Raw genomic sequence first — 23,385 nt, 5'->3', positions numbered from 1 at the left:
CCATGCCTGAACGCTTGCTGGCCGCGCCCGGAATCCGTATCAGCCTCGCCGAGCTGATCGAGATGCGTCATCGCGTGCGCGAAGTGCAGCTGTTTTCCCGGCCCGGCCAGCGCAGCCCGCTGGTGGGTTTGCACCACTCGAAATTGCGTGGCCGCGGCGTCGATTTCGACCAGGTACGGGTCTACCAGGCCGGTGACGATGTGCGCAACATCGACTGGCGTGTGACCGCGCGCACCCAGGAGCCGCATACCAAGCTGTTTCACGAGGAACGTGAGCGGCCGATCTTCATTCTGGTCGAGCAAAGCCAGCGCCTGTTCTTCGGCTCCGGCCTGATGTTCAAATCGGTGCTCGCCGCCCAGGCCGCAGCGTTGATTGGCTGGGCCGCCCTGGGCCACAACGACCGCATCGGCGGCCTGGTGTTTGGCGACAACGAGCATTACGAAATCAAGCCCCGGCGCAGCAAACAGAGTTTGCTGCAACTGCTCAACCGCCTGGCGCGGGTCAATCAGGCACTGCACACCGAAGCCAAGCCGCAGGCCGACAGCCTGGGCCTGGCCTTGCGCCGCGCCCGCGAGGTGCTGCGCCCGGGCAGCCTGGCAATCATCATCTGCGACGAGCGCGCCCTGAGCCCGGCGGTGGAACAGCAACTGAGCCTGTTGTCGCGCCATTGCGACCTGCTCCTGCTGCCTTTGTCCGACCCGCTGGACCATGCCCTGCCCGCCGCCGGTTTGCTGCGCTTTGCCCAGCACGGCGCGCAACTGGAGTTGGACACCCTCGACCCGACCCTGCGCCGCAGCTACCGTCAACAGAGCGAAGCACGCATCGAGCGCTGGGAACTGCTGGCGCAAAAGCTGCGGGTGGTGCTGATGCCGTTGAGCACGCAAAGCGAAATGATCGAGCAACTGCGCGAATACCTGAACGCGCAACGACCGGGGAAAGGCCAGTGAACCCGCTGGAGCAATTGCAGCCGCTGATCGCCCCGCCACCGGTCAGTTGGTGGCCGCTGGCGCCTGGCTGGTGGGTGCTAGTGGCGTTGCTGCCGCTGCTGGGCTGGGGCGCCTGGCGCTTACGCCACTGGCGTCCGGGCAAGCAGCCCATCGTGCGTGCCGAGCTGCCGCTGGACCCGATCCGCGTCGAGGCCCTGGCCGAACTGGCGCGCCTGCCCAAGCCCTACAACGGTGAGCCGGCCGGTGCCTGGCTGCAAAGCATCAATGCGTTGCTCAAGCGCCTGTGCCGCAACCATTACCCAGGCAGCCACAGCCATACCCTCAACGGTCGCCAGTGGCTGGCGTTTCTCGATAACCGCTGCCCGGCTGCCGGTCTGACCCGCTGGATGGTGCTGGTCGAAGGCGCCTACAAGCCTGAATGCAAACTTGATGACAAGGCCATCGCCGGGCTCAATCAGGCCGTCGAAACCTGGATACGCAAACATGTTTGAACTGGCCTGGCCGTGGGTTTTCCTGCTGTTGCCGCTGCCTTGGCTGGCGCGCTTGCTGCTGCCGGCTGCCGACAGCGGCGAGCCGGTCCTCAAGGTCAGTTTTCTCAATGAACTGGAAGGCCTGGCCGGACGACGCGCACGCCTGAATCTGCCGACCTGGCGCCAGCAAGCGCCGTTTGTATTGATCTGGCTGTTGCTGCTGTTCGCTGCCGCCCGCCCGCAGTGGCTGGGCGAGCCCGTGCCGGTGTCGGCCAGCGGCCGCGACTTGCTGGTGGCGGTGGATGTCTCCGGCTCCATGGATTATCCCGACATGCACTGGCAAGACGAAGAAGTCAGTCGCCTGGCCTTGGTCAAGGCCCTGCTTGGCGACTTTCTTGAAGCCCGTCAGGGCGATCGCGTCGGCCTGATCCTGTTCGGCAGCCAGGCCTACCTGCAAGCCCCGCTGACGTTTGACCGGCGCACCGTACGCACTTTCCTCGATGAAGCCCAAGTGGGCATTGCCGGCAAAAACACCGCGATTGGCGATGCCATTGGCCTGGCGCTTAAACGCCTGCGCCAGCGCCCGGCGCAAAGCCGGGTACTGGTGCTGGTGACCGACGGCGCCAACAACGGTGGGCAGATCCACCCGCTGACCGCTGCGCGCCTGGCGGCTCAGGAGAACGTACGGATCTACACGATCGGCATCGGTGCCGACCCGGAAACCTCCGGTACCAGCGGTTTGCTCGGGATCAACCCCAGCCTGGACCTGGACGAAGCCTCGCTCAAGGAAATTGCCGAGTTGACCGGTGGCAGCTATTTCCGCGCCCGCGATGGCGAGGAACTGCAGGCCATCGATGAAGCGCTCGACCGCCTCGAACCCGTTGCCCAGCAACCCACCCAGACCCGCACAGCCGAGGCTTTATACAGCTGGCCGCTGGCCCTGGCGTTGCTCTTGAGCGTGTTGCTGGTGCTCCACGAACAATGGCCGGACAACCGCCTGCAACGCCTGCTGCGCCGACCCAGCTTTCTGGTTCCGCACCCGCAGTGGCGTGAGCGGCTCAAACGCCTGCGCCTGAGGAGACGGCGATGATTGAGCTCTGGCCGCAATGGCTGCGCCCGGTCTGGCTGATGGTTTTGCCGCTGCTGGCCTGGTTGCTGTTCAAACTCTGGCATCGGCAAAAGCGTGCCGGGCGTTGGCAGATGATTCTGCCGCCCAGTTTTCATGCCGTGCTGCTTGGCGGTGGCAATGGCCGCGACAGCAAGCTGCCGTGGATCGCGCTGGGCCTGGCCTGGCTGCTCAGCGTGCTGGCGCTGGTCGGGCCGAGCTGGCAGCGCCTGGAAGAAACCCGCCAGCGTCCCGCCGACCCGCTGGTGATCCTGCTTGAGCTGACCCCGCAGATGCTCGCCGAAGATGTCACCCCCAACCGCCTGGAAAGCGCGCGGCGCAAAATTCTCGACCTGCTTGAGCACCGCCGCGACAGCCAGACCGCCATCATCGTCTACGCCGGTAGCGCGCATACGCTGGTGCCGCTGTCGGACGACCTGACCACCAGCCGCAACCTGCTGGAGGCCCTCGACCCGTCGATCATGCCCCAGCCCGGTCAGCGCGCCGACCTTGCCGTGCGCAAGGGCCTGGCGCTGCTGGCCCAGGCCGACCTTGGCCAGGGCCGCTTGCTACTGATCGGCTCATCACTGAGTCCCGAGGAGCGCCAAGGCATCAAACAAGCACTCGGGCGCCAGGGCCCGAGCCTGCTGATGCTCGGCATCGGTACCGCTGAGGGCGCACCGGTCAAGCAAGCCAACGGCGAATTCCTCAAAGACGACCAGGGCGGCATTCTCCTGCCGCGCCTGGACAGTGCCAGCCTCAAGGCCTTTGTCGCCAGCACCGGCGGGCGCTACCGCAACGCCCGTATCGACGACCTCGACCTGCGCGGTCTGCGCCTGTTCGAAAACCCCAAGAGCCTGCGCGACGATGGCCAGACGCTGCAGTTGGACAGTTGGAGCGACCAGGGCTACTGGCTGCTCATACCCTTGTTGCTGCTGGCCGCCTGCGCGGGTCGTCGTGGCTGGCTGTTTTGCCTGCCCCTGTTGCTGGTGTTGCCACAACCAAGCTATGCCTTCGAATTCAACGACCTGTGGTTGCGGCCTGACCAGCAAGGCCAGCGGCTGCTGGAGCAACAGCGGCCAAAAGAAGCCGCAGAGCACTTTGAACACCGCCAATGGAAAGGCCTGGCCCTCTATGAAGCCGGTGACTTTGACGGCGCCGCGCGCCTGTTCGCCCAAGGCAACAGCGCGGCCGATCACTACAATCGCGGCAATGCCCTGGCCCGTAGCGGGGAACTTGAAGCGGCAATCGATGCCTATGAGCAGGCGCTGGAGCTTCAGCCAGAGATGCAGCCTGCCTTGAGCAACAAGGCGCTGGTCGAACAGGCGCTGCAACAGCGCGAGGCGGCACAACCTGAGCAACCGCCCGAAGACAACCCGCAAAACGACAGCAATACCCAGTCCGACACCAGCAGCAGTGCCCAGAACAACCAGGACCCGGCCAGCGAGCAGCACACACAGCAACCCAGCGAGCCGAACAAAGACGATGCCAGCAACACAGAACAGGCGCAACAGCAGGCCAACAACGGTGATGACGAAGAAACCACCCGGCCACCGCAGCGACCACTCGAAAGCACGCTGGATGCCGAACAGCGCCAGGCCCTGGAACAATGGCTGCGGCAGATCCCGGATAACCCGGCCGAGCTGTTGCGGCGTAAATTCTGGTACGAACAGCAACAACATCAGGAACCCCATCGATGAGTCGCCTTTGCGTCTTGCTACTTGGCCTCTTGCTCAGCCTGCAGGTGCACGCTGCCGCGCTGCTCGCCAGCGTCGATCGCACGCGCCTGAATGCCGGTGAAACCCTTGAACTGACGTTACAGACCCAGGATGTCACCCAGTTCGGCAAACCGGACCTGAGCCCGCTGCAAGCCAGTTTCGAAGTGCGCGATACCCGTCAGGTCAACAGCCTGAACAGCCTCGACGAGCAGAACAGTGGCGGCACCCGCTGGATCATCACCTTGCTGCCGCGGCAAAACGGCACGGTGGAAATTCCAGCGCTGCAAATGGGCGAGCTGCGCAGCGAACCGATCAGCCTGCAGGTGTTGGCCGAACAACCCAGCACTGAAAACCACGGCCCGGTGTTCATTGATGCCAGCCTCGATCAACCCGAAGTCTATGTACAGGCCCAGGCCGTCCTGACCCTGAGCATCTACCACTCGGTGCCGCTGTACGATGACAGCAGCCTGAGCCCGCTGCAGATCAGTAACGCCAAGGTCGAACCGCTGGGCGAATCGCGCACCTTTGAAAAAGTCATCGACGGCGTGCGCCACGGCGTGATCGAAATGCGCTACGCGATCTATCCACAGCAGAGCGGCGATCTCACCGTTCCCGCCCTGGTGTTCAGTGCCACCGCTGCGCAGAATGATGCCGAGCAGGAACTCAACACCCCCAGAGTCGGCAAGCAGGTTCAGGTCACCTCCACCCCATTGGTGCTGACGGTCAACCCGATCCCTGCCGACTATCCAGCCAACGCCCCCTGGCTGCCGACCAGCAACCTGAGCCTGGAAGAACACTGGAGCCCCGACCCAAGCCAGCAACAGATCCAGATTGGCGACTCGTTGACCCGCACCATTACCGTGCAGGCCGAAGGCCTGTCCAGCGCCCAATTGCCGCCGCTGCCCGCCACCGAAGTGACCGGCTTGCGCCGTTACCCGGACCAGCCGCAACTGCGCAACCAGGTCAACGACCGTGGCTTGCTTGGTATCCGCGAAGAACGTGAAGCGTTGGTGCCGACCCACAGCGGCACCTTGGAACTGCCCGCGCAGGAAGTGTTCTGGTGGAACACCCGCGAAGACCACCTTGAGCACAGCAGCCTACCGGCACGCAGCCTGCAGATTCAGGACAACCCGGCGTTGAGCGCCGACAAGCCCGCCAACATCGACCCGGTCAGTGTCACCACCCGGCCACTGTGGCCGTGGCAATTGAGCACGGCAATAATGACGCTGACCACCCTGCTCGGCTTCGCCCTGTGGTGGCGCGCCCGTTCGCAACCGGCGGTGCTGCGCGCCGCGCAGAGCGGGCCGAGCCCACGCACCTTGCTTGACGACCTCAAGCGCGCTTGCCAGGCCAATGACCCGCAAGCAACGCGTCAGGCCCTGGACGCCTGGGCCCGGCAACAGCCGGAAACCCTGGCCGATATGGCCGCGCGTTTCGTGCCGCTGTCCGATGCGCTGGACGGTCTCAACGGTGCCCTTTACAGCGAAAGCGGGCAGTATTGGCAAGGCGATGAACTGTGGCGTGCCATTGGCACCATCCCGGCGGCCGCACAGGTCCAGCCGAGCGCCAGCGAAAACGGCAGTCTGCCACCGTTGTACCCCAAATAACCCCAAGGCGTAGCGCCCGATGCGCTGCGCCAGCAATCTGCGGAACCCTTCATGCGTCTGTTTCACACCTCTGATTGGCACCTGGGACAAACCCTGCATGGCCAGGAACGCGATTTCGAACACGCGTGTTTTCTCGACTGGCTGCTCGGCCAGCTCAAGCTGCGCCAACCCGATGCGCTGTTGATCGCTGGCGACATCTTCGACACGGTCAATCCACCGGTCAAAGCCCAGGAGCGCCTCTACGACTTCATCGTCCAGGCCCATGAGCAGCAGCCCAAGCTGAACATCGTGATGATCGCCGGTAACCACGATTCCGGCTCACGCATCGAGCTGCCAGCGCCTTTGATGCGCCGCTTGCGCACCTACGCCCTGGGCCGGGTGCAATGGCTCGACGACGGCGTGCTCGACAGCGAGCGCCTGCTGATTCCCCTGACCAATGCTCGCGGCAAGGTTGCGGCATGGTGCCTGGCGCTGCCGTTCCTGCGGCCTGCCGAGGTCACCGGCGCGCACCTGGGCGATGATTACTTGCGCGGTATCGGCCAGGTGCACGAGCGCCTGATCGCCGCTGCGCTGGAACGGCGCAAGCCAGGCCAGGCGCTGATTGCCGTCAGCCATGCGCACATGGCCGGTGGCTCGGTGTCGGAAGACTCCGAACGCAGCCTGATCATCGGCAACGCCGAGGCCTTGCCCGCCAGCCTGTTCAGCAAAGACATCAGCTACGTGGCCCTGGGGCATCTGCACAAGCCTCAACGGGTCAATCGCGAAGAACGCATCCGCTACTGTGGCTCACCGATTCCGCTGTCCTTTTCCGAGATTGGCTACCCACACCAGATCCTCGAAATCGAGCTCGATGGCAGCACCCTGAGCAGTGTCGAATCTCGCCTGATTCCTCGCGCCGTGCACCTGCAACGCCTGGGCCCTGCGCCGCTGGCCGAGGTACTTGAACAACTGGCCGAGTTGCCGGTGGTCGACCTGCTCGACGACCCGCAGCGTCAGCCTTGGTTGGAGGTGCGGGTACGCCTGGATGAACCGCAACCCGACCTGCGCCAGCAACTGGAGAGCGCCCTGCAGGGCAAAGCCGTGCGCCTGGTGCGAATTGCCGCCGAGTACGCTGGCAGCCGCGAAGGCGACGCGCTCGATGACACCACGCTGATGGAGCTTGGTCAGATGACGCCTGAAGAACTGTTCAGCCGCGCCTGGGCCCAGGCCTACGGCAACGCCGTGGACGAACAGACCCTGGCCGACTTCGCCCTGTTGCTACAGGACGTTCAACAGCAAGAGGAACAGCCATGAAGATTCTCGCCATCCGCCTGAAGAACCTGGCGTCCCTGGCGGGTCCGTTCGACATCGACTTTACCGCCGAGCCGCTGGCCAGCGCAGGCTTGTTCGCCATCACCGGCCCTACCGGCGCCGGTAAAAGTACACTGCTCGATGCCTTGTGCCTGGCCTTGTTCGGGGCGGTACCGCGGCTGAGCAATATCGGCCGCGAAACCAAGCTGCCAGAAGTCGACAGTGACATCCTCACCAGCGACCCGCGCACCCTGTTGCGCCGTGGCACCGGCAGCGGTTTTGCTGAAGTTGACTTCGTCGGCATCGATGGCCGCCGCTACCGTGCGCGCTGGGAAGCCAACCGCGCCCGCGACAAAGCCAACGGCAAGCTGCAAGGCAGCCGCCAGAGCCTGCATGACCTGGACAGCGATCAACTGCTGAGCAACCAGAGCAAAGGCGAATACAAGCAACTGATCGAAGCACGCCTGGGCCTGAATTTCGAACAGTTCACCCGGGCCGTGATGCTGGCCCAGAGCGAGTTCAGCGCCTTCCTCAAGGCTGACGACAAAGACCGCAGCGAGTTGCTGGAAAAGCTCACCAACACGGCGATCTACAGCCAGCTGGGGCGACGCGCCTACAGCAAGAGCAAAGAAGCCGAAGAGGCCCATAAAGCCCTGCAAGACCAGGCCGCCGGGGTGATGCCGATGGCCCCCGAAGCGCGTGCAGACCTCGACCAACGCTACGGCCAGGCGCTGGAGCGGCTCAAGGCCGAGCAAGCCCAACAGCGCCAGCTTGAACTGCAACGTGCCTGGCTGACCGAGTTGTCGCAGTTGCAAAGCCAGGTGCAGACCAGCACCGAACAGTTGCACAGTGCCCAGCAGCACAGCGACAGCCTGCAGGGCGAACGCCTCAATCTGGTACGCCTGGAACAACTGGCGCCGCAGCGTCATCAGTTCGCCCGCCAGCAGGCGTTGAACGCTCAACGTTCGCCCCTGGCCGACAGCATCAGCACGTTGACCCAGCAGCACAACGAATTGCTGGCGCGGCAGCAGCAATTGCAGGACGAGCAACACACGGCCCAGCAGGCCCTGAACCAGGCCTTGAGCCAGCAAAGTGACAGCGCGCCACTGCTGCGTCAGGCGTTCGCCGAGCAAAATACCCTGGCGCGCCTGTCTGCCGAGCTGAGCAACTACCAGACCCTGAAACAGCAAGCAGCGCTGGCCTGCAGCGAAGGACAACAGCAGATCGCTCAGCTGACCGCGCAACAGCAGCGCACTGAAGAGCAGCTCGCGCAGATCAGCGCACAACTGCTGCACAGCGAATCCCTTGCCGGTCTGGGCGATGCCTGGAGCGCTTACCGTGATCGCCTGCAACAGCTGATGCAACTGGGCAACCGCCTGAACCAGGGGCGCGCCGAACTGCCGGGGCTGCAGGAACGGGTCAAGCAGACCAGCGCTGAGCTGCAACAGCAACAAGCCGCCATCGCCCTGCTCTACCAGGAAGCCCAGGCCGAGCCCGAGAGCATGGCCGAACAGATCGGCTTGCTGGGCGAACTGCTGCAGCAGAATCGCCAGCAACAGCGTCAGGTAGAAGACCTCAGCCGGCTTTGGGAGCAGCACCAGGAGCTGGAACAGCGCCTGGCCGCCCTGCAACAGCGCCAACAGGCCGCTCTCAAGCAGCGTGAGCAACTGATCAGTGAGGGCCTGAGCGGCAAGAGCCAGCTGACCGCCGCCGAACAGGCGCTGACCGTCACCCGCCAATTGCTCGAACGCCAGCGCCTGGCCCGCAGCCAGACCGTGGAAACCTTACGCGCCCAGCTCGAAGACGATCAGCCGTGCCCGGTGTGTGGCAGCCAGGAGCACCCGTACCATCAGCCTGAAGCCCTGCTGCAGCAGTTGGGGCAACATGATCAGGATGAGGAGCGCAACGCCCAGCACGCCGTCGATGAATTGAAGAAGCAACTGGACGAGCTGCGCACGCAACTGGGCGGCGTCAATGGGCAGATCAAGGAATACCTGCACCAGCAGGAGCAACTGAGCGAGCAACTGCAACGCCTGACGCCCGGCTTGCAGGCCCATGCGCTGTACCCCGCACTCAACGAGCAGCAGGTCGGTCAACAAACCGCCTGGCTGGCGTTGCAACTGCGCCGCCTGAGCGATGACATCAGCCGCGACGAGCAGCGTCAGGCCGCCCTGCTGAGCGTGCAGAAAAACGCCGCCCGTCTGCAACAGCAATTGCAGGCCGCCACCGACGCCAATCAGCAGGCCAACCAACTGCTGCAGCAGCAACAGCAAGCGCTGGGCGCCGATGAACAGCGCCTGGAGCAGGAACTGGCCAGTTTTGCCAGCTTGCTACCCGCCGAAACCCTCGAGGAACTGCGCCGTGAACCGGCCGCCACCTTCGTGCGCCTCGACCAGCAACTGGCCCAACGCCTGGACCTGCAGCAACGGCACAAGGATGAGCAGCTCGAACACAATGAGCGTCAGCAAACACTGGATAAAGCCCAGCTTCAGCAACAGACCCGGGCGCAGAAGCTGCAGGAGCTCGAGGCGCAATGCACCGCCCTTGAGCAGCAACAGCAACAGAGTCAGGCCAACCTTGCCGGTCTGCTCGGTGAGCATCCTGCTGCGGAGCAGTGGCAGCATCACCTGGAGCAATCGGTAGCCAACGCTCGCCAGCAAGACACTCAGGCTGGCCAGCAGCTGCAGGAGACCCAGGCTCGGTTGATTGAACTGGCGACTGAACTCAAGGCCAAAGGCGAGCGCATGAGCGCCCTGGAGCAGGAACTCGCCGAAGCCAGCGCACAGATCGCACAATGGCGCCAACAGCATCCTGAACTGGATGACAGCGGTCTGGAGCACTTACTGGCCCTGGATGACAACGCCGTCAGCCAGCTGCGCCAGCGCCTGCTCGACAGCGAAAAAGCCCTGGAGCAAGCGCAGGTGCTGCTCAAGGAGCGGCAACAACGTCTGGAGCAGCATCAAGCACTGGGCACACTGGAACTTCCCGCTGAAGACCTGGAGCACGCCTTGCACACCTTGCAGGCGCAACTGTCCGCCAGCGAACAGGCGTGCGCCGAGCTGCGCGCCGAACAAGCCGACGACCAGCGTCGCCAACAGGCCAATCAGGCCCTGGCCGAGCGCATTGCCGAGGCTTACGCGCAATGGCAGCGCTGGGCGCGTCTCAATGCCCTGATCGGTTCGGCCAGCGGCGACACCTTCCGCAAAATCGCCCAAGGCTACAACCTCGATTTGCTCGTGCATCACGCCAACGCGCAACTGCGGCAACTGGCTCGGCGCTATCGTCTCAAGCGCGGTGGCAGCCTGCTCGGCCTGCTGGTGCTGGATACCGAAATGGGTGACGAACTGCGCTCGGTGCATTCGTTGTCCGGTGGCGAGACCTTCCTGGTGTCGCTGGCCCTGGCCCTGGGTTTGGCATCGATGGCGTCGAGCACCTTGCGGATCGAATCGCTGTTTATTGACGAAGGCTTTGGCAGCCTCGATCCGCAGTCGTTGCAGCTGGCCATGGACGCCCTCGACGGCCTGCAGGCGCAAGGGCGTAAGGTCGCGGTGATTTCCCATGTGCAGGAGATGCACGAACGCATCCCGGTACAGATCCAGGTACGCCGTCAGGGCAATGGCTTGAGTTCAATCGAGGTCAACGGATGATTCTTTATTCGTTCCGTCGTTGCCCATGGGCCATGCGTGCACGCCTGGCCCTGCGTTACAGCGAGTGCCCGGTGGACATCCGCGAAGTCAGCTTGAAGGCTAAACCCCCAGAGCTGCTTGAGCTGTCGCCCAAAGGCACGGTGCCGGTGTTGCACGCGGGTGACGAGGTGCTCGATGAAAGCCTGGACATCATGCGCTGGGCCCTGGCCCGGCATGACCCGCAAGACTGGTTGCTGCGCGCCGACCCGCAGGCGGCGCAAGCAGCCGAAGCCCTGATCGTGCGCAATGACCGTGACTTCAAGGTGCAGGTCAATCTGTACAAGTACGCCGAGCGTTACCCACAACAGTCCCGTGAGGATTATCGGCAACAGGCTGAACGCTGGTTAGCCGAGCTGGAAGCCCGGCTGACGCAGCAGCGCTATTTGTTCGCCGAACACCCGAGCCTGGCCGATGCCGCCTTGCTGCCGTTGATGCGCCAGTTTGCCGGGGTAGAGCCGGATTGGTTCGCCAACGCGCCTTACCCGCAGCTGCGTGCCTGGCTTCAGGGTTGGCTGGAGTCGGCGTTGTTCAAGGCGATTATGGCCAAGTAACCAATCGATCGCGGGGCAAGCCCGCTCCTACCGGGTGGGAGTGGGCTTGCCCCGCGGTCCCTTCATTACACAGCCAGAATCGGCGACGAATACAGAAACAGCAATACCGCCACGATGCGCCAGACCATGCTTCATTCCCTGTGTGAGAAGAGTCAAAAATTTAGCGTCAAATTCAATCACATGGCGATAGGCTATTACCAGAATCTTTACATGCGCCGATTGTCACTCGACAAACTTCAGGTCCGAGGGCGCATCCTGGGGCAGCTTCTGCACCGTGTCACCGAGCATGCCGCTACGCGGATCACGGCGAATGACGACAATCTCGTTGCTCTTCTGGTTGGCCACCAAAAGGAACTTGCCCGACGGGTCGATGGTGAATTCACGCGGATGGTCGCCCTCGACGCTGCGGCGTTGCACCTGCATCAGTTTGCCGCTGTCTTCATCCACAGCGAACACCACTAATTCGTTAGCCGTACCGCGGTTGCTGACATACAGAAAGCGCCCATCCGCCGACAGGTGCAAGGCACCCGCAGCCTTGGCCGAGGCGTCGTTCTGCTCGGTCAGCGGCAAGCGCTGCAGCTCGACCAGCTTGCCGTCCTCGTGGGAAAACACCACAACCTGAGCACTCATCTCCAGGGTCAGATAGGCCTGTTTACCATCACTGCTGAACAGCAGATGGCGTGGCCCGCTGCCCGGCGGTAGCTCAACGAATGCGGGGGTGGCGGCGCTCAGGGGATGCTTGGGGCTGGCGCCGTCGTAGCGGTAGATGAACACCTTGTCGGCGCCCAGATCGCTGGCAAACAGGTAATGCCCATCGGGTGAAGACACCACCGAATGCACATGCGGCCCGGCCTGGCGCTGCGGGTTGGCGCCGCTGGCTTTGTGCTGATCCTGCTGCACCGAGGCTGCCAGTTTGCCGTCTTTGGCTACCGGCAACACGCTCAGGCTACCGCCCGGGGTCGGCTGCACGCCATAGTTGGCCACGAACAGGTAGCGCTGGTCATGGCTGAGGCTGGCGTGGGTTGGCTCATCGCCAGCGCTGCTGACCTGGTTGAGTGGCTTGAGGCTGCCGTCTTTGCTGCTGATGGAAAAACTGCTGGCCTGGCCCTTGCCGGCGCCATTTTCGTTGACCGCAAACAGCAGGCGGTTGTCCACCGACAGGGTCAACCAGGAGGGGTTCTCACTCTGCAGCACCTGCAACGGCGTGGGGTCGATCTGGCCGCTGTCGCTGTTGAACGCGTAACGGTAGAGCCCTTCGCTGCTGCCATCGGTGTAGCTGCCCACCAGCAACTGCGCGCCGTGGGCGGTGGCAAACACGCTCATGGCACTAGCGATCAGCAACGTCTTCAGTTGGCGTTTCATCGTCATCCTCATCCGGGGCGCGAAAGGCACTCATACAGACTAGCCGATGCTCGGTGCTGTCGGTTGCGATGAGCCATTCCTCGCCGTCCTTGCGGGCGGCAGCGATCTGCTCGGGAGAGAACGACCACTTCTTCAGCGCTCGTCCATCCATACATTCGATATGCAGGCCGGTGGCGTCGTAGGTGAAGTCAAAGGCGTGCAGGCCGTCGACCAGCAGCATGTCGGCGGACTGCAGAATAGTGGAGAGGGTTGTCATGGGATGGGTGTCGTCAGGTAAAGAAATGCATGATACCTGAAAGCATCGCGGGGCAAGCCCGCTCCTACCGGTAGGAGCGGGCTTGCCCCGCGATAAAGCACGGTCAATGCGCGAAGATCGAATTGCTCGCTTTGCCAGCCATCTTCTCCGGCTTGATCAGGAAACGTGCCAGTGCGGGCAGCAGCCACAGCGCCCCGAACATGTTCCACAGCAGCATGAAGGTCAGCATCAGGCCCATGTCGGCCTGGAACTTGATCGCCGAGAAGATCCAGGTGCACACCCCGATCGCCAGGCACAGGCCGGTGAACAGCACCGCTTTACCCGTGGACTTGAGGGTCTGGTAGTAGGCTTCCTGCAACGGCAGCCCGGCACGCAGGAAACTCTCCAGGCGGCTGTAGATGTAGATACCGTAGTCCACACCAATCCCCACGCCCAGCGCCACCACCGGCAAGGTCGCCACCTTGACGCCGATGCCCATGAACGCCATCAGCGCGTTGCCCAGCACCGAAGTCAGCACCAGCGGCAGGACAATGCACAAGGTTGCGGCAAAGGAGCGGAAGGTGATCATGCACATCACCGCCACACAGATGTACACCAGGATCAGGATGGTCAGCTCGGCCGACTTGATGACCTCGTTGGTGGCCGCCTCGATACCGGCGTTACCGGCTGCCAGGAGAAACTCCAGGCCTTCCTTGTTGTGGGTATCGGCGAACTCCTGCACCGCCTTGACTGCACGGTCCAGGGTCTCGGCCTTGTGGTCGTTGAGGAACACCAGTACCGGTGCCAGCGAGCAGTCGGCGTTATACAAGCCGTCGGCACGGGCGATGGAACTGTTGAGCACGTCCGGGTTGCGCGACAGGCTTTCCCATTTCAGGTTGCCTTCGTTCATGCCCTTGATCATCTGCTTGGACACGGTCACCAGCGAGATCGCCGACTGCACGCCCGGGGTGTTCTCCATCTTCCACATCAGCTCGTCGATCGGCGCCATGGTCGAGTAGATCGAGCAGCCCTCGGTCGGGGTCTTGACCATCACCACCAGCACGTCGGAGCTGGTCGAGTAGTTGTCGATGATGAAGCTGTTGTCTTTGTTGTAACGCGAATCCGGACGCAATTCCGGCGCACCCTGATCGAGGTCGCCGATCTTCAGGTTCTGGCTGTACCAGAGGCCGCCACCAAAGGCCAGCAGGGCCAGGACGATGGACACCGGTGCCACTTTGGCGCTGGCAAAGTTCGACAGCAGGCGCCAGAACGGATGTTCGCGGGTGGCGTCCTTTTTGCTGCGCTCGATGGCCTTCTTGCTGATGCCGACATAGGAAATCGCCACCGGCAGCAGAATCAGGTTGGTGAAGACGATCACTGCCACACCGATCGATGCGCCAATGGCCAGCTCACGGATCACCCCGATGTCGATGATCAGCAAGGTAATGAAGCCCACGGCGTCGGCAAGAATCGCAATCATCCCCGGCAGGAACAACTGCCGGAATGTACGGCGCGCGGCGGTCAGGGCATTTTCAGCCTCACTCGATTGCAGGGCGATACCGTTGATCTTCTGCACGCCATGGGAAATACCGATGGCGAAGATCAGGAATGGCACCAGCATCGAATACGGGTCCAGCCCGAAGCCTACGGCATGCATCAGCCCCAATTGCCACACCACCGCCACCAGGGTGGTGATCAGTACCGCGATGGTGCTGCGGATGCACCAGGTGAACCAGTACAGCAGCACCCAGGTAATCACCAGGGCGATGCCGAAGAACATCGCCACCATCACCAGGCCATCAATCAGGTCACCGACCTTCTTGGCAAAGCCAACGATGTGGATTTTGACGTTGGGGTTCTGGGCCTGGAACTTGTCGCGGATCTTCTCTTCCAGCTGATGGGAGAACTGCTGGTAGTCGAGTTTGATCAGCTTGCTCTGATCTTTAGGATCCGGGTACGACTCCAACAGCGGCACATCAATGATGCTCGACTTGAAGTTGTTGCCAACCAGGCGCCCCACCTGCCCGGACTTGAGCACGTTGTTGCGCAACTGATCAAGGCTGTCAGCCGAACCGTCGTAGGTGTTGGGAATCACTTCACCGCCGGCAAAGCCCTCTTCGGTCACCTCGGTCCAGCGCACGCTGGGGCTCCACAGCGACTTCAGGCCGGAACGATCAACGCCAGGAATATAGAAGACTTCGTCGTGGATCTGGCGCAAGGTCTCCATGTAGTCCTTGCTGAAGATATCGCCATCGGTGGCCTCCACCGAAATCCGCACAGTGTTGCCAAGGTTGGCCAGGTCATTGCGGTGCTCGATCATCTTCTCGATGAACGGATGCTGCAGCGGAATCATCTTCTCGAAGCTGGTCGAAGGGCGAATCTGCATGGCCTGCCAGAACAGGAACACACTGACCAGCAGACAGATGAAGATCACCACCGGGCGGTTGTTGAAGATCAGGCGTTCAAGCAGCGTCGCCTTGTCTTGATGATGCTGCTGCTGATTCATATTGAACTGCTCCTGATGAGTCATGGCTGCACCCCTTCGCCGCCTTGGGCCGAAGCCAGATGCACACCACCCTGGCCAACCAGCACCAGGCCTCCACCGTTTTTACCGCTGACACCGGCGAGGGCGACGCGATCGGCACGGTTGAATACGCTGAAACTCTGGCCGTCGTCGCTGCTGCGCAGCACGCTGCCGCCATTGCCGACCAATACCAGGCTGCCATCATCGAGAAGCGTAGCGCTTGCTAGGCCAAACTCGAGCGCGCCGCGGGCAGCTTTCAGTTCGATCTGCTGCCAGCTGTCACCGAAATCCGTGGAGCGATAGAGGTTGCCACGCAGCCCATAGGCCAGCAGCGTGCGCGGCTGGGCCGTGCCAATAACGCCAAACAGCGAACCCTGGTAAGGGCCTTCGAGCTTCTGCCAGGTCTGGCCGTCGTCGCTGGAGCGGAACATGCTGCCCTGCTCACCAACGATGAACAGGCCGGCCTCTTTGACTTGGGCGATGCCGTTGAGGTGGAACTGGTCTTCGTTGTCCAGGCGATCAGCAACATCGTGCCACTGCTTGCCGCCGTCGGTGGTTTCCAGCAATGCGCCATAAGCGCCCACGGCAAAGCCGTGCTGGGTGTCTTTGAACCAGACATCCAGCAACGGCGCTTCGCGCTGCAGGTCTTCAAATTGCTTGGTCCAGGTCACGCCGCCATCAGCGCTGACCAGCACCTGCGCATCATGGCCAACGGCCCAACCGTGTTTGTCATCGACAAAGTACACGGCCGTGAGCAATTGCCGCGTCGGGACTTTGGATTGGGTCCAGGACTTGCCCTGGTCATCGGAGAACAGAATATGGCCGCGGTCGCCAACGGCAATCAGACGGTTACCGGCACGGGTCACATCAAGTAACAGGCTTTTTTCAGCCTTGGCCGATTCAGTGGAGTAGACCGGCTGCTCAGCCGCTGCCGCCTCCGCCGTATTGGCCCACAAGCCGATGGCCAGCAGCAGCAATCCGCTGGCGGCCAATGCCCATGGACGGGCGCGCGCTGCGCCGGTACCTGCCGGATAAGGCACGGTCATAGATCTGTCCCCCGATTATTGTTATTTGGGTCAATCTATTTGCAGGTACTGCCAAAAACCGTGTTCCAGAGCCCCGCAATAGCTGAGAGCCATCCTATCGGGGTTTGCGAAGGGCTGACAACGAATGGGACGTTATCTTTTGTTAAGCGCAGAAAGCATCGCGGGGCAAGCCCGCCCCCACAGGTTTGGCAATACCTGTAGGAGCGGGCTTGCCCCGCGATCAGAGCCCAAGTCAGACCAGACTCTTACTCACCACCTCATAAACATCACTCGACAGCGAGCCAGACGCCAGAATGCGCTCCAGTTCGCCCTTCATCAGCGCCTGACGAGCAGCGTCGTACTTGCGCCAGCGAGTCAGCGGCGCCAGTTGCCGCGAAGCGATCTGCGGGTTGAGGGCGTTGAGCTCGATCACCAGGTCCGCGAGGAAGCGATAGCCAGAGCCATCGGCGGCATGGAAGTTGATCAGGTTCTGCCCGGCAAAGGCACCGACCAAGGCGCGCACCTTGTTCGGGTTCTTCATCGTGAACGCCGGATGCTGCATCAGCGCCTTGACCCGCGCCAGGCCACCCGGCAGGGTGCTGGCCGCCTGTACGCTGAACCATTGGTCCATGACCAGTGGGTTGTCCTTGAAGTTTTCTGCAAAGACGTCCAGCGCTTTGGCCCGCTCGGCTTCAAACGGTGAGTTGACCAACACCGCCAGCGCGGTCAGGCGCTCGGTCATGTTGTCACAGGCGTCGAACTGTTCCAGGGTGGCCGCCAACACGTCAGGCTTGCCACTGAGCATCAGGTACGACAGCGCAATGTTCTGCAGGCTGCGACGGGCAAAATGCTCGGCCTCGGCGACGTATGGGGTGTCGCGCGAGACGCCGCGATTGGCCTGGTAACGGGCATACAGCGCGTCGAACAGCTGGTCGGCGATCTGCTTACGGGCGAACTCACGGGCCGCGTGGATCGCATCGACATCGGCTACTTCGCTGATTTCAGTGAGGTAGGCTTCGCTTGGCAGCGAGAGCATCTCGGCGACCATGGCCTGGTCCAGTTGCTCGTTGGCCAGCACCGCACCCAGCGCGCTGACCAGACGCTGATCGAGCACCATGGCACTGCCCTGCTGATGCTGGGCGATCAGCTCCTGCAGGACCTGTACCGACAACTGCTGACCGGCTTCCCAACGGTTGAAGCCATCGCTGTCATGCTGCATGAGGAACATCAGCTGGTCGCGATCGTACGGGAAGCTCAGCTTGACCGGCGCGCTGAACCCCCGCAGCAGCGATGGCAACGGCTTGGCGGCGATGTCGACGAAAGTGAAAGTTTGCTCGGCTTCGGTGACCGACAGCACCCGCGAGGTGGCGCCAGCGGCCGCTTCACCTTGCAGGCGCAGGGCAATATCGTTGCCCTGGGCATCCAGCAGGCCCATCTCGACCGGAATCACGAACGGCAGCTTCTCGACTTTGTCGGGGGTCGCCGGGCAGCTCTGACGGAAGGTCAGGCTGTAGGTCTGCGCGGCACTGTCGTATGCCTCGCTGACGGCCAGACGCGGTGTTCCCGCCTGGCTGTACCAACGCTTGAACTGGGTCAGGTCGACGCTGTTGGCATCTTCCATGGCCTTGATGAAATCATCGCAGGTCACAGCCTGGCCATCATGGCGCTCGAAATACAGGTCGCTGCCTTTACGGAAGCCTTCAGCGCCGAGCAAGGTGCGCACCATGCGCACCACTTCCGAACCCTTCTCGTACACCGTCAGGGTGTAGAAGTTGGAGATTTCGATAAAGCTGTCCGGGCGCACGGCGTGGGCCATCGGCCCGGCATCTTCAGCGAACTGGTGAGTGCGCAGGTAGGCGACATCTTCGATGCGCTTGACCGTGCGCGAGTTCATGTCGGCACTGAATTCCGAGTCGCGGAACACCGTGAAGCCTTCCTTGAGCGACAGCTGGAACCAGTCGCGGCAGGTCACGCGGTTGCCCGACCAGTTGTGGAAATATTCGTGGGCGACCACCGCCTCGACCCGCTGGTGTGCGGCGTCGGTTGCGGTTTCGGCACGGGCCAGTACGCAACTGGAGTTGAAGATGTTCAGGCCCTTGTTTTCCATGGCGCCCATGTTGAAGTCGTTGACCGCCACGATCATGAAGATATCCAGATCGTACTCGCGGCCATACACCTCTTCGTCCCAGCGCATGGACTTCTTCAGGCTGGTCATGGCGTGCTGGCACTTGTCGATGTTTTCCGGCTCGACATAAATGCGCAGGGTGACGTCACGGCCCGACTGGCGGGTGAACTTATCTTCGACACACCACAGATCACCAGCTACCAGGGCAAACAGGTAGGCCGGTTTCATGAACGGGTCTTCCCAGGTCGCCCAGTGACGGCCGTCGTCCTGCGGGCCGCTGCCCACCGGGTTGCCGTTGGACAGCAGTACCGGATAACGGTGCTGTTCGGCGATCACCGTGGTGGTGAAGGTGCTCATCACATCCGGACGATCGAGGTAGTAGGTGATCTTGCGAAAACCCTCGGCTTCACACTGGGTGCAGAACATGCTGCCGGACTTGTACAGGCCTTCCAGCGCGGTGTTGCTTTCCGGGTGGATCTTCACACTGGTGTCGAGGGTGAAGCTGGCCGCCTTGGGCTGCACGGTCAGGTGACTGTCATCGATCTGATAGTCGCCAGCGTTCAGCGCCTGGTCGTCGAGGGCAACACTGAGCAGTTCCAGCTGCTGGCCGTCGAGCACCAGTGGCGGCAGGCCGGCACCACGCTCTGGGTTGCGGCGCATGACCAGCTGCGCGTGGACCAGCGTGTGGTCCTCGAACAGTTCGAAGGTCAGGTGCGTCTCGTCGATCAGGTACTCGGGCGCCTGATAGTCCTTGAGGTAGATCACTTGCGGCTGTTCGGTACGCATGTGGCGGTCCTTTTACTGATGCACGGCGAGCTGGTACGCCGTGTACTTGCGAATATTGATCACACCGGTATCGAAGATCAGGTACTGGCCCTTGATCCCCAGCAACGTGCCTTCGGCCACGGGGTTCTTGTCCAGGTTGAAGCTGACGATCTTGCTCGGGTAGGCCTCGACCGGATAGCGGATTTCCAGCACTTGCGCGTCGGTCAACGGCTGGATGGCCTGTAGGCCAAATCGCGCCTGCAAGGCACTGAAGCCCTCGGCACAGCTGTCGAACAGTTGCTCGCGCACGGCAAGCAGATCAACCGCTTCGGCATCGCCCTTGAGCAAGGCGCGCCAGTTAGTGCGGTCGGCTACCTGGCTGCGGAACAGGTCTTCGACCAGCCCCGACTGCTGACGGGTGGCCACCCGCACGATCGGCAGCGCCTGGCTGGCGCCCTGGTCGAGCCAGCGCGTTGGCAACTGGCTGGCACGGGTGATGCCGACCTTGATACCCGAGGAGTTGGCCAGGTAAACCACATGATCGGTCATGCAGAACTGCTCGCCCCAGCTTGGTTCGCGGCAGGTGCCTTGATCGTAATGGCATTTTTCCGGGGCCATGATGCACACGTCACACTGGGCCAGTTTGGTCATGCACGGGTAGCAGTACCCTTGACTGAAACTGGTCTTGGTCTTGCGACCACAGTGGCTGCAATGGATGGCACCGAGGTATTCCAGGCGCACGGTGGTGCCGATCAACGGATTGACCGGCACTTCCTGCTCGCCCAGACGAAAAGCGTACTGCACCCCCGACGCGTCGAGACGCGCCGACATTTTACTGATGGAGCCGCGGCCAAGTTCGATCAATGGATCGCATCCGACTTGAACAGGATGTTCGGCACCGGTGCCGACTTCGAGCTGCACTCTTGCGGGCCCATGTAGCCGGTGCGCTGCTCTTCAGGCAGGTTCTGGATTTCCCAGGCAATCACCGCCTGCAGCGACAGTTCTTTCTGCTCGGTGGTGAGCTTGCGCCCATCCGCCCATTTGCCCAGCTCTACGGCCAATTTCAGGCTCTCGTAGATTTCCGGGGTGATGTTCTCGATCATTTGCGCAAAAGTGGACATAGTGTCTCCCAAATCAAGCCGTCAGTTTACGCCGGGCCAGCGCCCCGCCCAAGAGCCCGCTGAGGCAGCCGACCAACAACCCGCCAACATGCGCGGCGTTGGCGATCTGGCCAAAGCCCAGCAGGCTGACCAACCCGGACAGGCACAGCAGTAGCCAGACCAGCATCATCACCAGCACCCCGCGCGGCATGCGATACACCGGGTTGGGCGCCAGCCATTGGTACAGCCAGACGTGCCCGAGCAGGCCGTACAGCACACCCGACAAGCCGCCGAACAGGCTCGGGCCACCGAACAGGTACTGCGCAGCGTTGGACACCAGGCTGAACAGCAGGGTCAGGCTCAACAGCGACCAGGGGCCCTGACGCAATTCGATGCGCCGGCCCAGCTCCCAGTACCACAGGGCGTTCATGGCCAGGTGCAGGATGCCGAAATGCACCAGCATCGGCGAGAACAGCCGCCACCACTGGCCATCAGCAAGGCTCGCGGTCAGCGGGGTGAAGTACAGGTAGTCGCCCTGTACACGAAAATCGAGAAATGTCAGCCAGCTCAGGGTGGCGTAGTTGTCACCCAGGCCAGTCAGCCCGGCCACGATCAGGCACAGCAACAGCACCACGGCAGTGGCTTTGCTGGCTTGTAGCTGTTGGGCGAAACCCGGTCGTGCCGGTGGCGTCAGAGCGCTCTGCTCGGGCAACTGGAAATCGGCATCGCCCTCGGGAAAACGCTGGTACAGCTCGCGCACATCGTCGGCCAGGCTTTCTGCCACCCACAGCACCTGCTCGCCGCCCTCCTCGCTGACCCGGTGTGGCACCTGCAGGCGCCGTAGCAGGCCGACAAAGCCACTCAGGTCGATGTTCAAGGGCATGCGTAACACCACCACTGCACTCATTGGCTGGCCTCCGGCCGGTCGACATCAACCCAGACGAACTTGCGCGGGTCGATTCGGGTTTCGTCATCGAGTCGGTAAGCGACCAATTTGCCGTACAGCACTGCACTGTAGTCCAGACAGGCCAGGTTGGAACGGATCGGCGCGGGTCTGCCACTGCGCCAGTAGTGCCCGACGAACAACATCGGTTCGTCTTCGCCATAGCGCAGCAAGGCATTCTTCTGACTGTGGCTCAACGGTGTACTGGCGACTTTTTCGGGTAGCGCATCCGGCTGGAACACAATGTCGCCATAGGTCTGTGGGTCATCTTCCCAGAACTTGGTCCGGAAGAACGCCCGCGTCAGGCCGTCGCCGCCGGTCAGGGTGAGGCCGTCCGGCAGGCGCATGTCGGTGCCACGGAGCAAGCGGTTGCAGACTGTCGCGGCAAAGCTGTCAGGCACCCCGGAGGCCTGGATGAAGTGCTCATCGATGCAGCCGTCCGGGTGCTGCTGGCGCAACGGCTCGATCAGCCGCGGGTCCCAGCAGGCGTGGACCAGACGGAAGCGGCCGGCATCGAGAAACAGTGGCAGCTCATAGAACCACTCGAGAAAATCGTGCCAGTCGCCCGGGTGTTTCTCGAACTGGGTCAGGGTCTCGTAGATCAGGCGCCCGTGGCGCGGGTTGTGCTCACGCACGAACTGCTTGCCGGTTTCCGGCAAGGCCGGGGTGTTCCAGCCCAGGGCGTTGTACTCATGATTGCCCATGATGCAGCGTGCCTGACCGGCATCGACCATGTCGTGGACGATATGCAGCGCCTCGCGAATCCGCGGGCCACGGTCGATGATATCGCCGAGGAACAACGCCTGGCGCTGGGCATGGCGCCACACGCCGCCCTGACGCTTGTAGCCGAGGGCATCGAGCAGACGCTCCAAGGTGTGTGCACAACCGTGCACGTCACCAATCAAGTCGTAACTACGGGCTGGATCGAGCATCACTCGCCTCCACCACCCAGGCGGCTGCCCCAACCGAGTTTGGTCCGGCAGACCTCGTAGTAATTGTGATCCAGCGGGTGGATCAGGCGCAGCTTCTGCGGCTTCTTGTTCACCGTGATGGTGTCGCCCGGCGCGCAGGTGAAGTGGTTTTGACCGTCACAGGAGATCTGCGGGTAGATCTGCAGGTCTTTGGACACCACGATCTTCAGCTCGCTGTTGCCATCGACCACAATCGGCCGCCCCGACAGGGTGTGCGGGTACATCGGCACAATGACGATGGCGTCGAGTTTAGGGTGCATGATCGGGCCACCGGCCGACAGCGCGTAGGCGGTCGAACCGGTCGGCGTTGCGACGATCAGGCCGTCGGCCTTCTGGCTGCAGACGAACTGGCCATCGATGTAGATCTCGAATTCGATCATCCGCGTGGATTTGCCAGGGTGCAGCACCACATCGTTGAGCGCGTCGCCCTGGCCAATGGCTTCGGCATGGCGGCGTACTTCAGCTTGCAGCAGAAAGCGGTTCTCCACCAGGTAATGGCCATCGAGCACTTCGGCGACTTTCACCTCCAGCTCGTCCGGGCGGATATCGGTGAGAAAGCCCAAGCTGCCGCGGTTGATGCCCAGTACCGGGGTATTGTGCTTGGCCAGGGCGCGGGCCGCACCCAACAGGCTGCCATCACCACCAACGACGATAACCAGGTCACAAACCTCGCCCAACAGCTTGCGCGATGAAGTCTGCAGGCCGTGGCCGGGCAGGACTTCGGCGATGGTGTCCTCAAGGATGACGTGCAGGTGGCGCTCGAGCAGGAATTTTTTCAGTCGGCGAATGGTATCGAGCACCTGGGAACTGCCGAGGCGGCCGATGATACCGATATTGCGAAATTGCTCCATGGGGCTCCTGCTAGGCGCTACGGCGGGTAAAAAGGCGAGGTACGCCAAAGAGTTCGATTATGGGCGAAAGCGCCGGGTGGCAGCAAACGCTGGAGAAAATCAGCGGCCCG

At 62.4% G+C, this 23,385-nt stretch carries 18 protein-coding genes; 8 read left to right on the top strand and 10 right to left on the bottom strand.

Features of this window, described 5'->3' with window-relative positions:
* Positions 1–2: 2 nt before the first annotated feature.
* Genes ACVWSC_RS08820 through ACVWSC_RS08785 form a run of 8 tightly spaced genes read left to right on the top strand, consistent with a single transcriptional unit; the run spans position 3 to position 11,374 of the window.
* Positions 3–947, top strand: a complete 945-nt coding sequence (locus ACVWSC_RS08820) for a DUF58 domain-containing protein (RefSeq protein WP_442113272.1) — start codon at positions 3–5, stop codon at positions 945–947.
* Entirely contained in the window at positions 944–1,438 is a 495-nt protein-coding gene (locus ACVWSC_RS08815) for a DUF4381 domain-containing protein (RefSeq protein WP_442113271.1), read from the top strand. The genes ACVWSC_RS08820 and ACVWSC_RS08815 overlap by 4 nt, the downstream gene beginning before the upstream one ends.
* Complete coding sequence (locus tag ACVWSC_RS08810) at positions 1,431–2,507, top strand: vWA domain-containing protein (protein WP_442113270.1); 1,077 nt, start codon at positions 1,431–1,433, stop codon at positions 2,505–2,507. Before ACVWSC_RS08815 ends, ACVWSC_RS08810 begins: the two co-directional genes overlap by 8 nt.
* On the top strand, positions 2,504–4,222 hold the full coding sequence (locus ACVWSC_RS08805; RefSeq protein WP_442113269.1) for a tetratricopeptide repeat protein: 1,719 nt from the start codon (positions 2,504–2,506) through the stop codon (positions 4,220–4,222). Before ACVWSC_RS08810 ends, ACVWSC_RS08805 begins: the two co-directional genes overlap by 4 nt.
* Complete coding sequence (locus ACVWSC_RS08800; protein ID WP_442113268.1) at positions 4,219–5,847, top strand: BatD family protein; 1,629 nt, start codon at positions 4,219–4,221, stop codon at positions 5,845–5,847. Before ACVWSC_RS08805 ends, ACVWSC_RS08800 begins: the two co-directional genes overlap by 4 nt.
* Before the next feature lie 51 nt (positions 5,848–5,898).
* Complete coding sequence (locus ACVWSC_RS08795; protein ID WP_442113267.1) at positions 5,899–7,140, top strand: exonuclease SbcCD subunit D C-terminal domain-containing protein; 1,242 nt, start codon at positions 5,899–5,901, stop codon at positions 7,138–7,140.
* On the top strand, positions 7,137–10,784 hold the full coding sequence (locus ACVWSC_RS08790; RefSeq protein ID WP_442113266.1) for an AAA family ATPase: 3,648 nt from the start codon (positions 7,137–7,139) through the stop codon (positions 10,782–10,784). Before ACVWSC_RS08795 ends, ACVWSC_RS08790 begins: the two co-directional genes overlap by 4 nt.
* Positions 10,781–11,374, top strand: coding sequence for a glutathione S-transferase (locus tag ACVWSC_RS08785; protein ID WP_442113265.1), 594 nt, complete (start codon positions 10,781–10,783; stop codon positions 11,372–11,374). The genes ACVWSC_RS08790 and ACVWSC_RS08785 overlap by 4 nt, the downstream gene beginning before the upstream one ends.
* Before the next feature lie 222 nt (positions 11,375–11,596).
* On the opposite strand, the gene ACVWSC_RS08780 is transcribed toward ACVWSC_RS08785, so the two are convergent.
* From ACVWSC_RS08780 to ACVWSC_RS08735, 10 genes are all read right to left on the bottom strand, one after another.
* Positions 11,597–12,736, bottom strand: coding sequence for a lactonase family protein (locus ACVWSC_RS08780; protein WP_442113264.1), 1,140 nt, complete (start codon positions 12,734–12,736; stop codon positions 11,597–11,599).
* Complete coding sequence (locus ACVWSC_RS08775) at positions 12,702–12,992, bottom strand: DUF5629 family protein (protein WP_442113263.1); 291 nt, start codon at positions 12,990–12,992, stop codon at positions 12,702–12,704. The genes ACVWSC_RS08780 and ACVWSC_RS08775 overlap by 35 nt, the downstream gene beginning before the upstream one ends.
* 103 nt (positions 12,993–13,095) lie before the next feature.
* Complete coding sequence (locus ACVWSC_RS08770; RefSeq protein WP_442114277.1) at positions 13,096–15,477, bottom strand: efflux RND transporter permease subunit; 2,382 nt, start codon at positions 15,475–15,477, stop codon at positions 13,096–13,098.
* Between the two features lie 20 nt (positions 15,478–15,497).
* Positions 15,498–16,541 carry a WD40/YVTN/BNR-like repeat-containing protein gene (locus ACVWSC_RS08765; RefSeq protein ID WP_442113262.1) on the bottom strand — a complete coding sequence of 348 codons (1,044 nt, stop codon included), beginning with the start codon at positions 16,539–16,541 and terminating at the stop codon, positions 15,498–15,500.
* 232 nt (positions 16,542–16,773) lie between these two features.
* The gene (gene pepN, locus ACVWSC_RS08760) at positions 16,774–19,431 is read right to left on the bottom strand and encodes an aminopeptidase N (RefSeq protein ID WP_442113261.1); all 2,658 of its coding nucleotides are present in this window, start codon (positions 19,429–19,431) and stop codon (positions 16,774–16,776) included.
* A gap of 12 nt (positions 19,432–19,443) precedes the next feature.
* On the bottom strand, positions 19,444–20,274 hold the full coding sequence (locus tag ACVWSC_RS08755; RefSeq protein WP_442113260.1) for a DUF2797 domain-containing protein: 831 nt from the start codon (positions 20,272–20,274) through the stop codon (positions 19,444–19,446).
* Positions 20,271–20,531 carry a YeaC family protein gene (locus ACVWSC_RS08750; RefSeq protein WP_133211015.1) on the bottom strand — a complete coding sequence of 87 codons (261 nt, stop codon included), beginning with the start codon at positions 20,529–20,531 and terminating at the stop codon, positions 20,271–20,273. The genes ACVWSC_RS08755 and ACVWSC_RS08750 overlap by 4 nt, the downstream gene beginning before the upstream one ends.
* 13 nt (positions 20,532–20,544) lie before the next feature.
* Positions 20,545–21,417: a rhomboid family intramembrane serine protease gene (locus tag ACVWSC_RS08745; protein ID WP_442113259.1), complete on the bottom strand. Its 873-nt coding sequence runs from the start codon at positions 21,415–21,417 to the stop codon at positions 20,545–20,547.
* The gene (locus ACVWSC_RS08740; RefSeq protein WP_442113258.1) at positions 21,414–22,385 is read right to left on the bottom strand and encodes a metallophosphoesterase; all 972 of its coding nucleotides are present in this window, start codon (positions 22,383–22,385) and stop codon (positions 21,414–21,416) included. The genes ACVWSC_RS08745 and ACVWSC_RS08740 overlap by 4 nt, the downstream gene beginning before the upstream one ends.
* On the bottom strand, positions 22,385–23,275 hold the full coding sequence (locus ACVWSC_RS08735; protein WP_107022970.1) for an NAD(+) kinase: 891 nt from the start codon (positions 23,273–23,275) through the stop codon (positions 22,385–22,387). Before ACVWSC_RS08735 ends, ACVWSC_RS08740 begins: the two co-directional genes overlap by 1 nt.
* Positions 23,276–23,385 lie beyond the last annotated feature (110 nt).

It is taken from the genome of Pseudomonas sp. NUPR-002 (assembly GCF_056322725.1).
The sequence above is the reverse complement of the archived record's forward strand: the minus strand, read 5'-3'. Positions and strand labels throughout refer to the sequence as shown.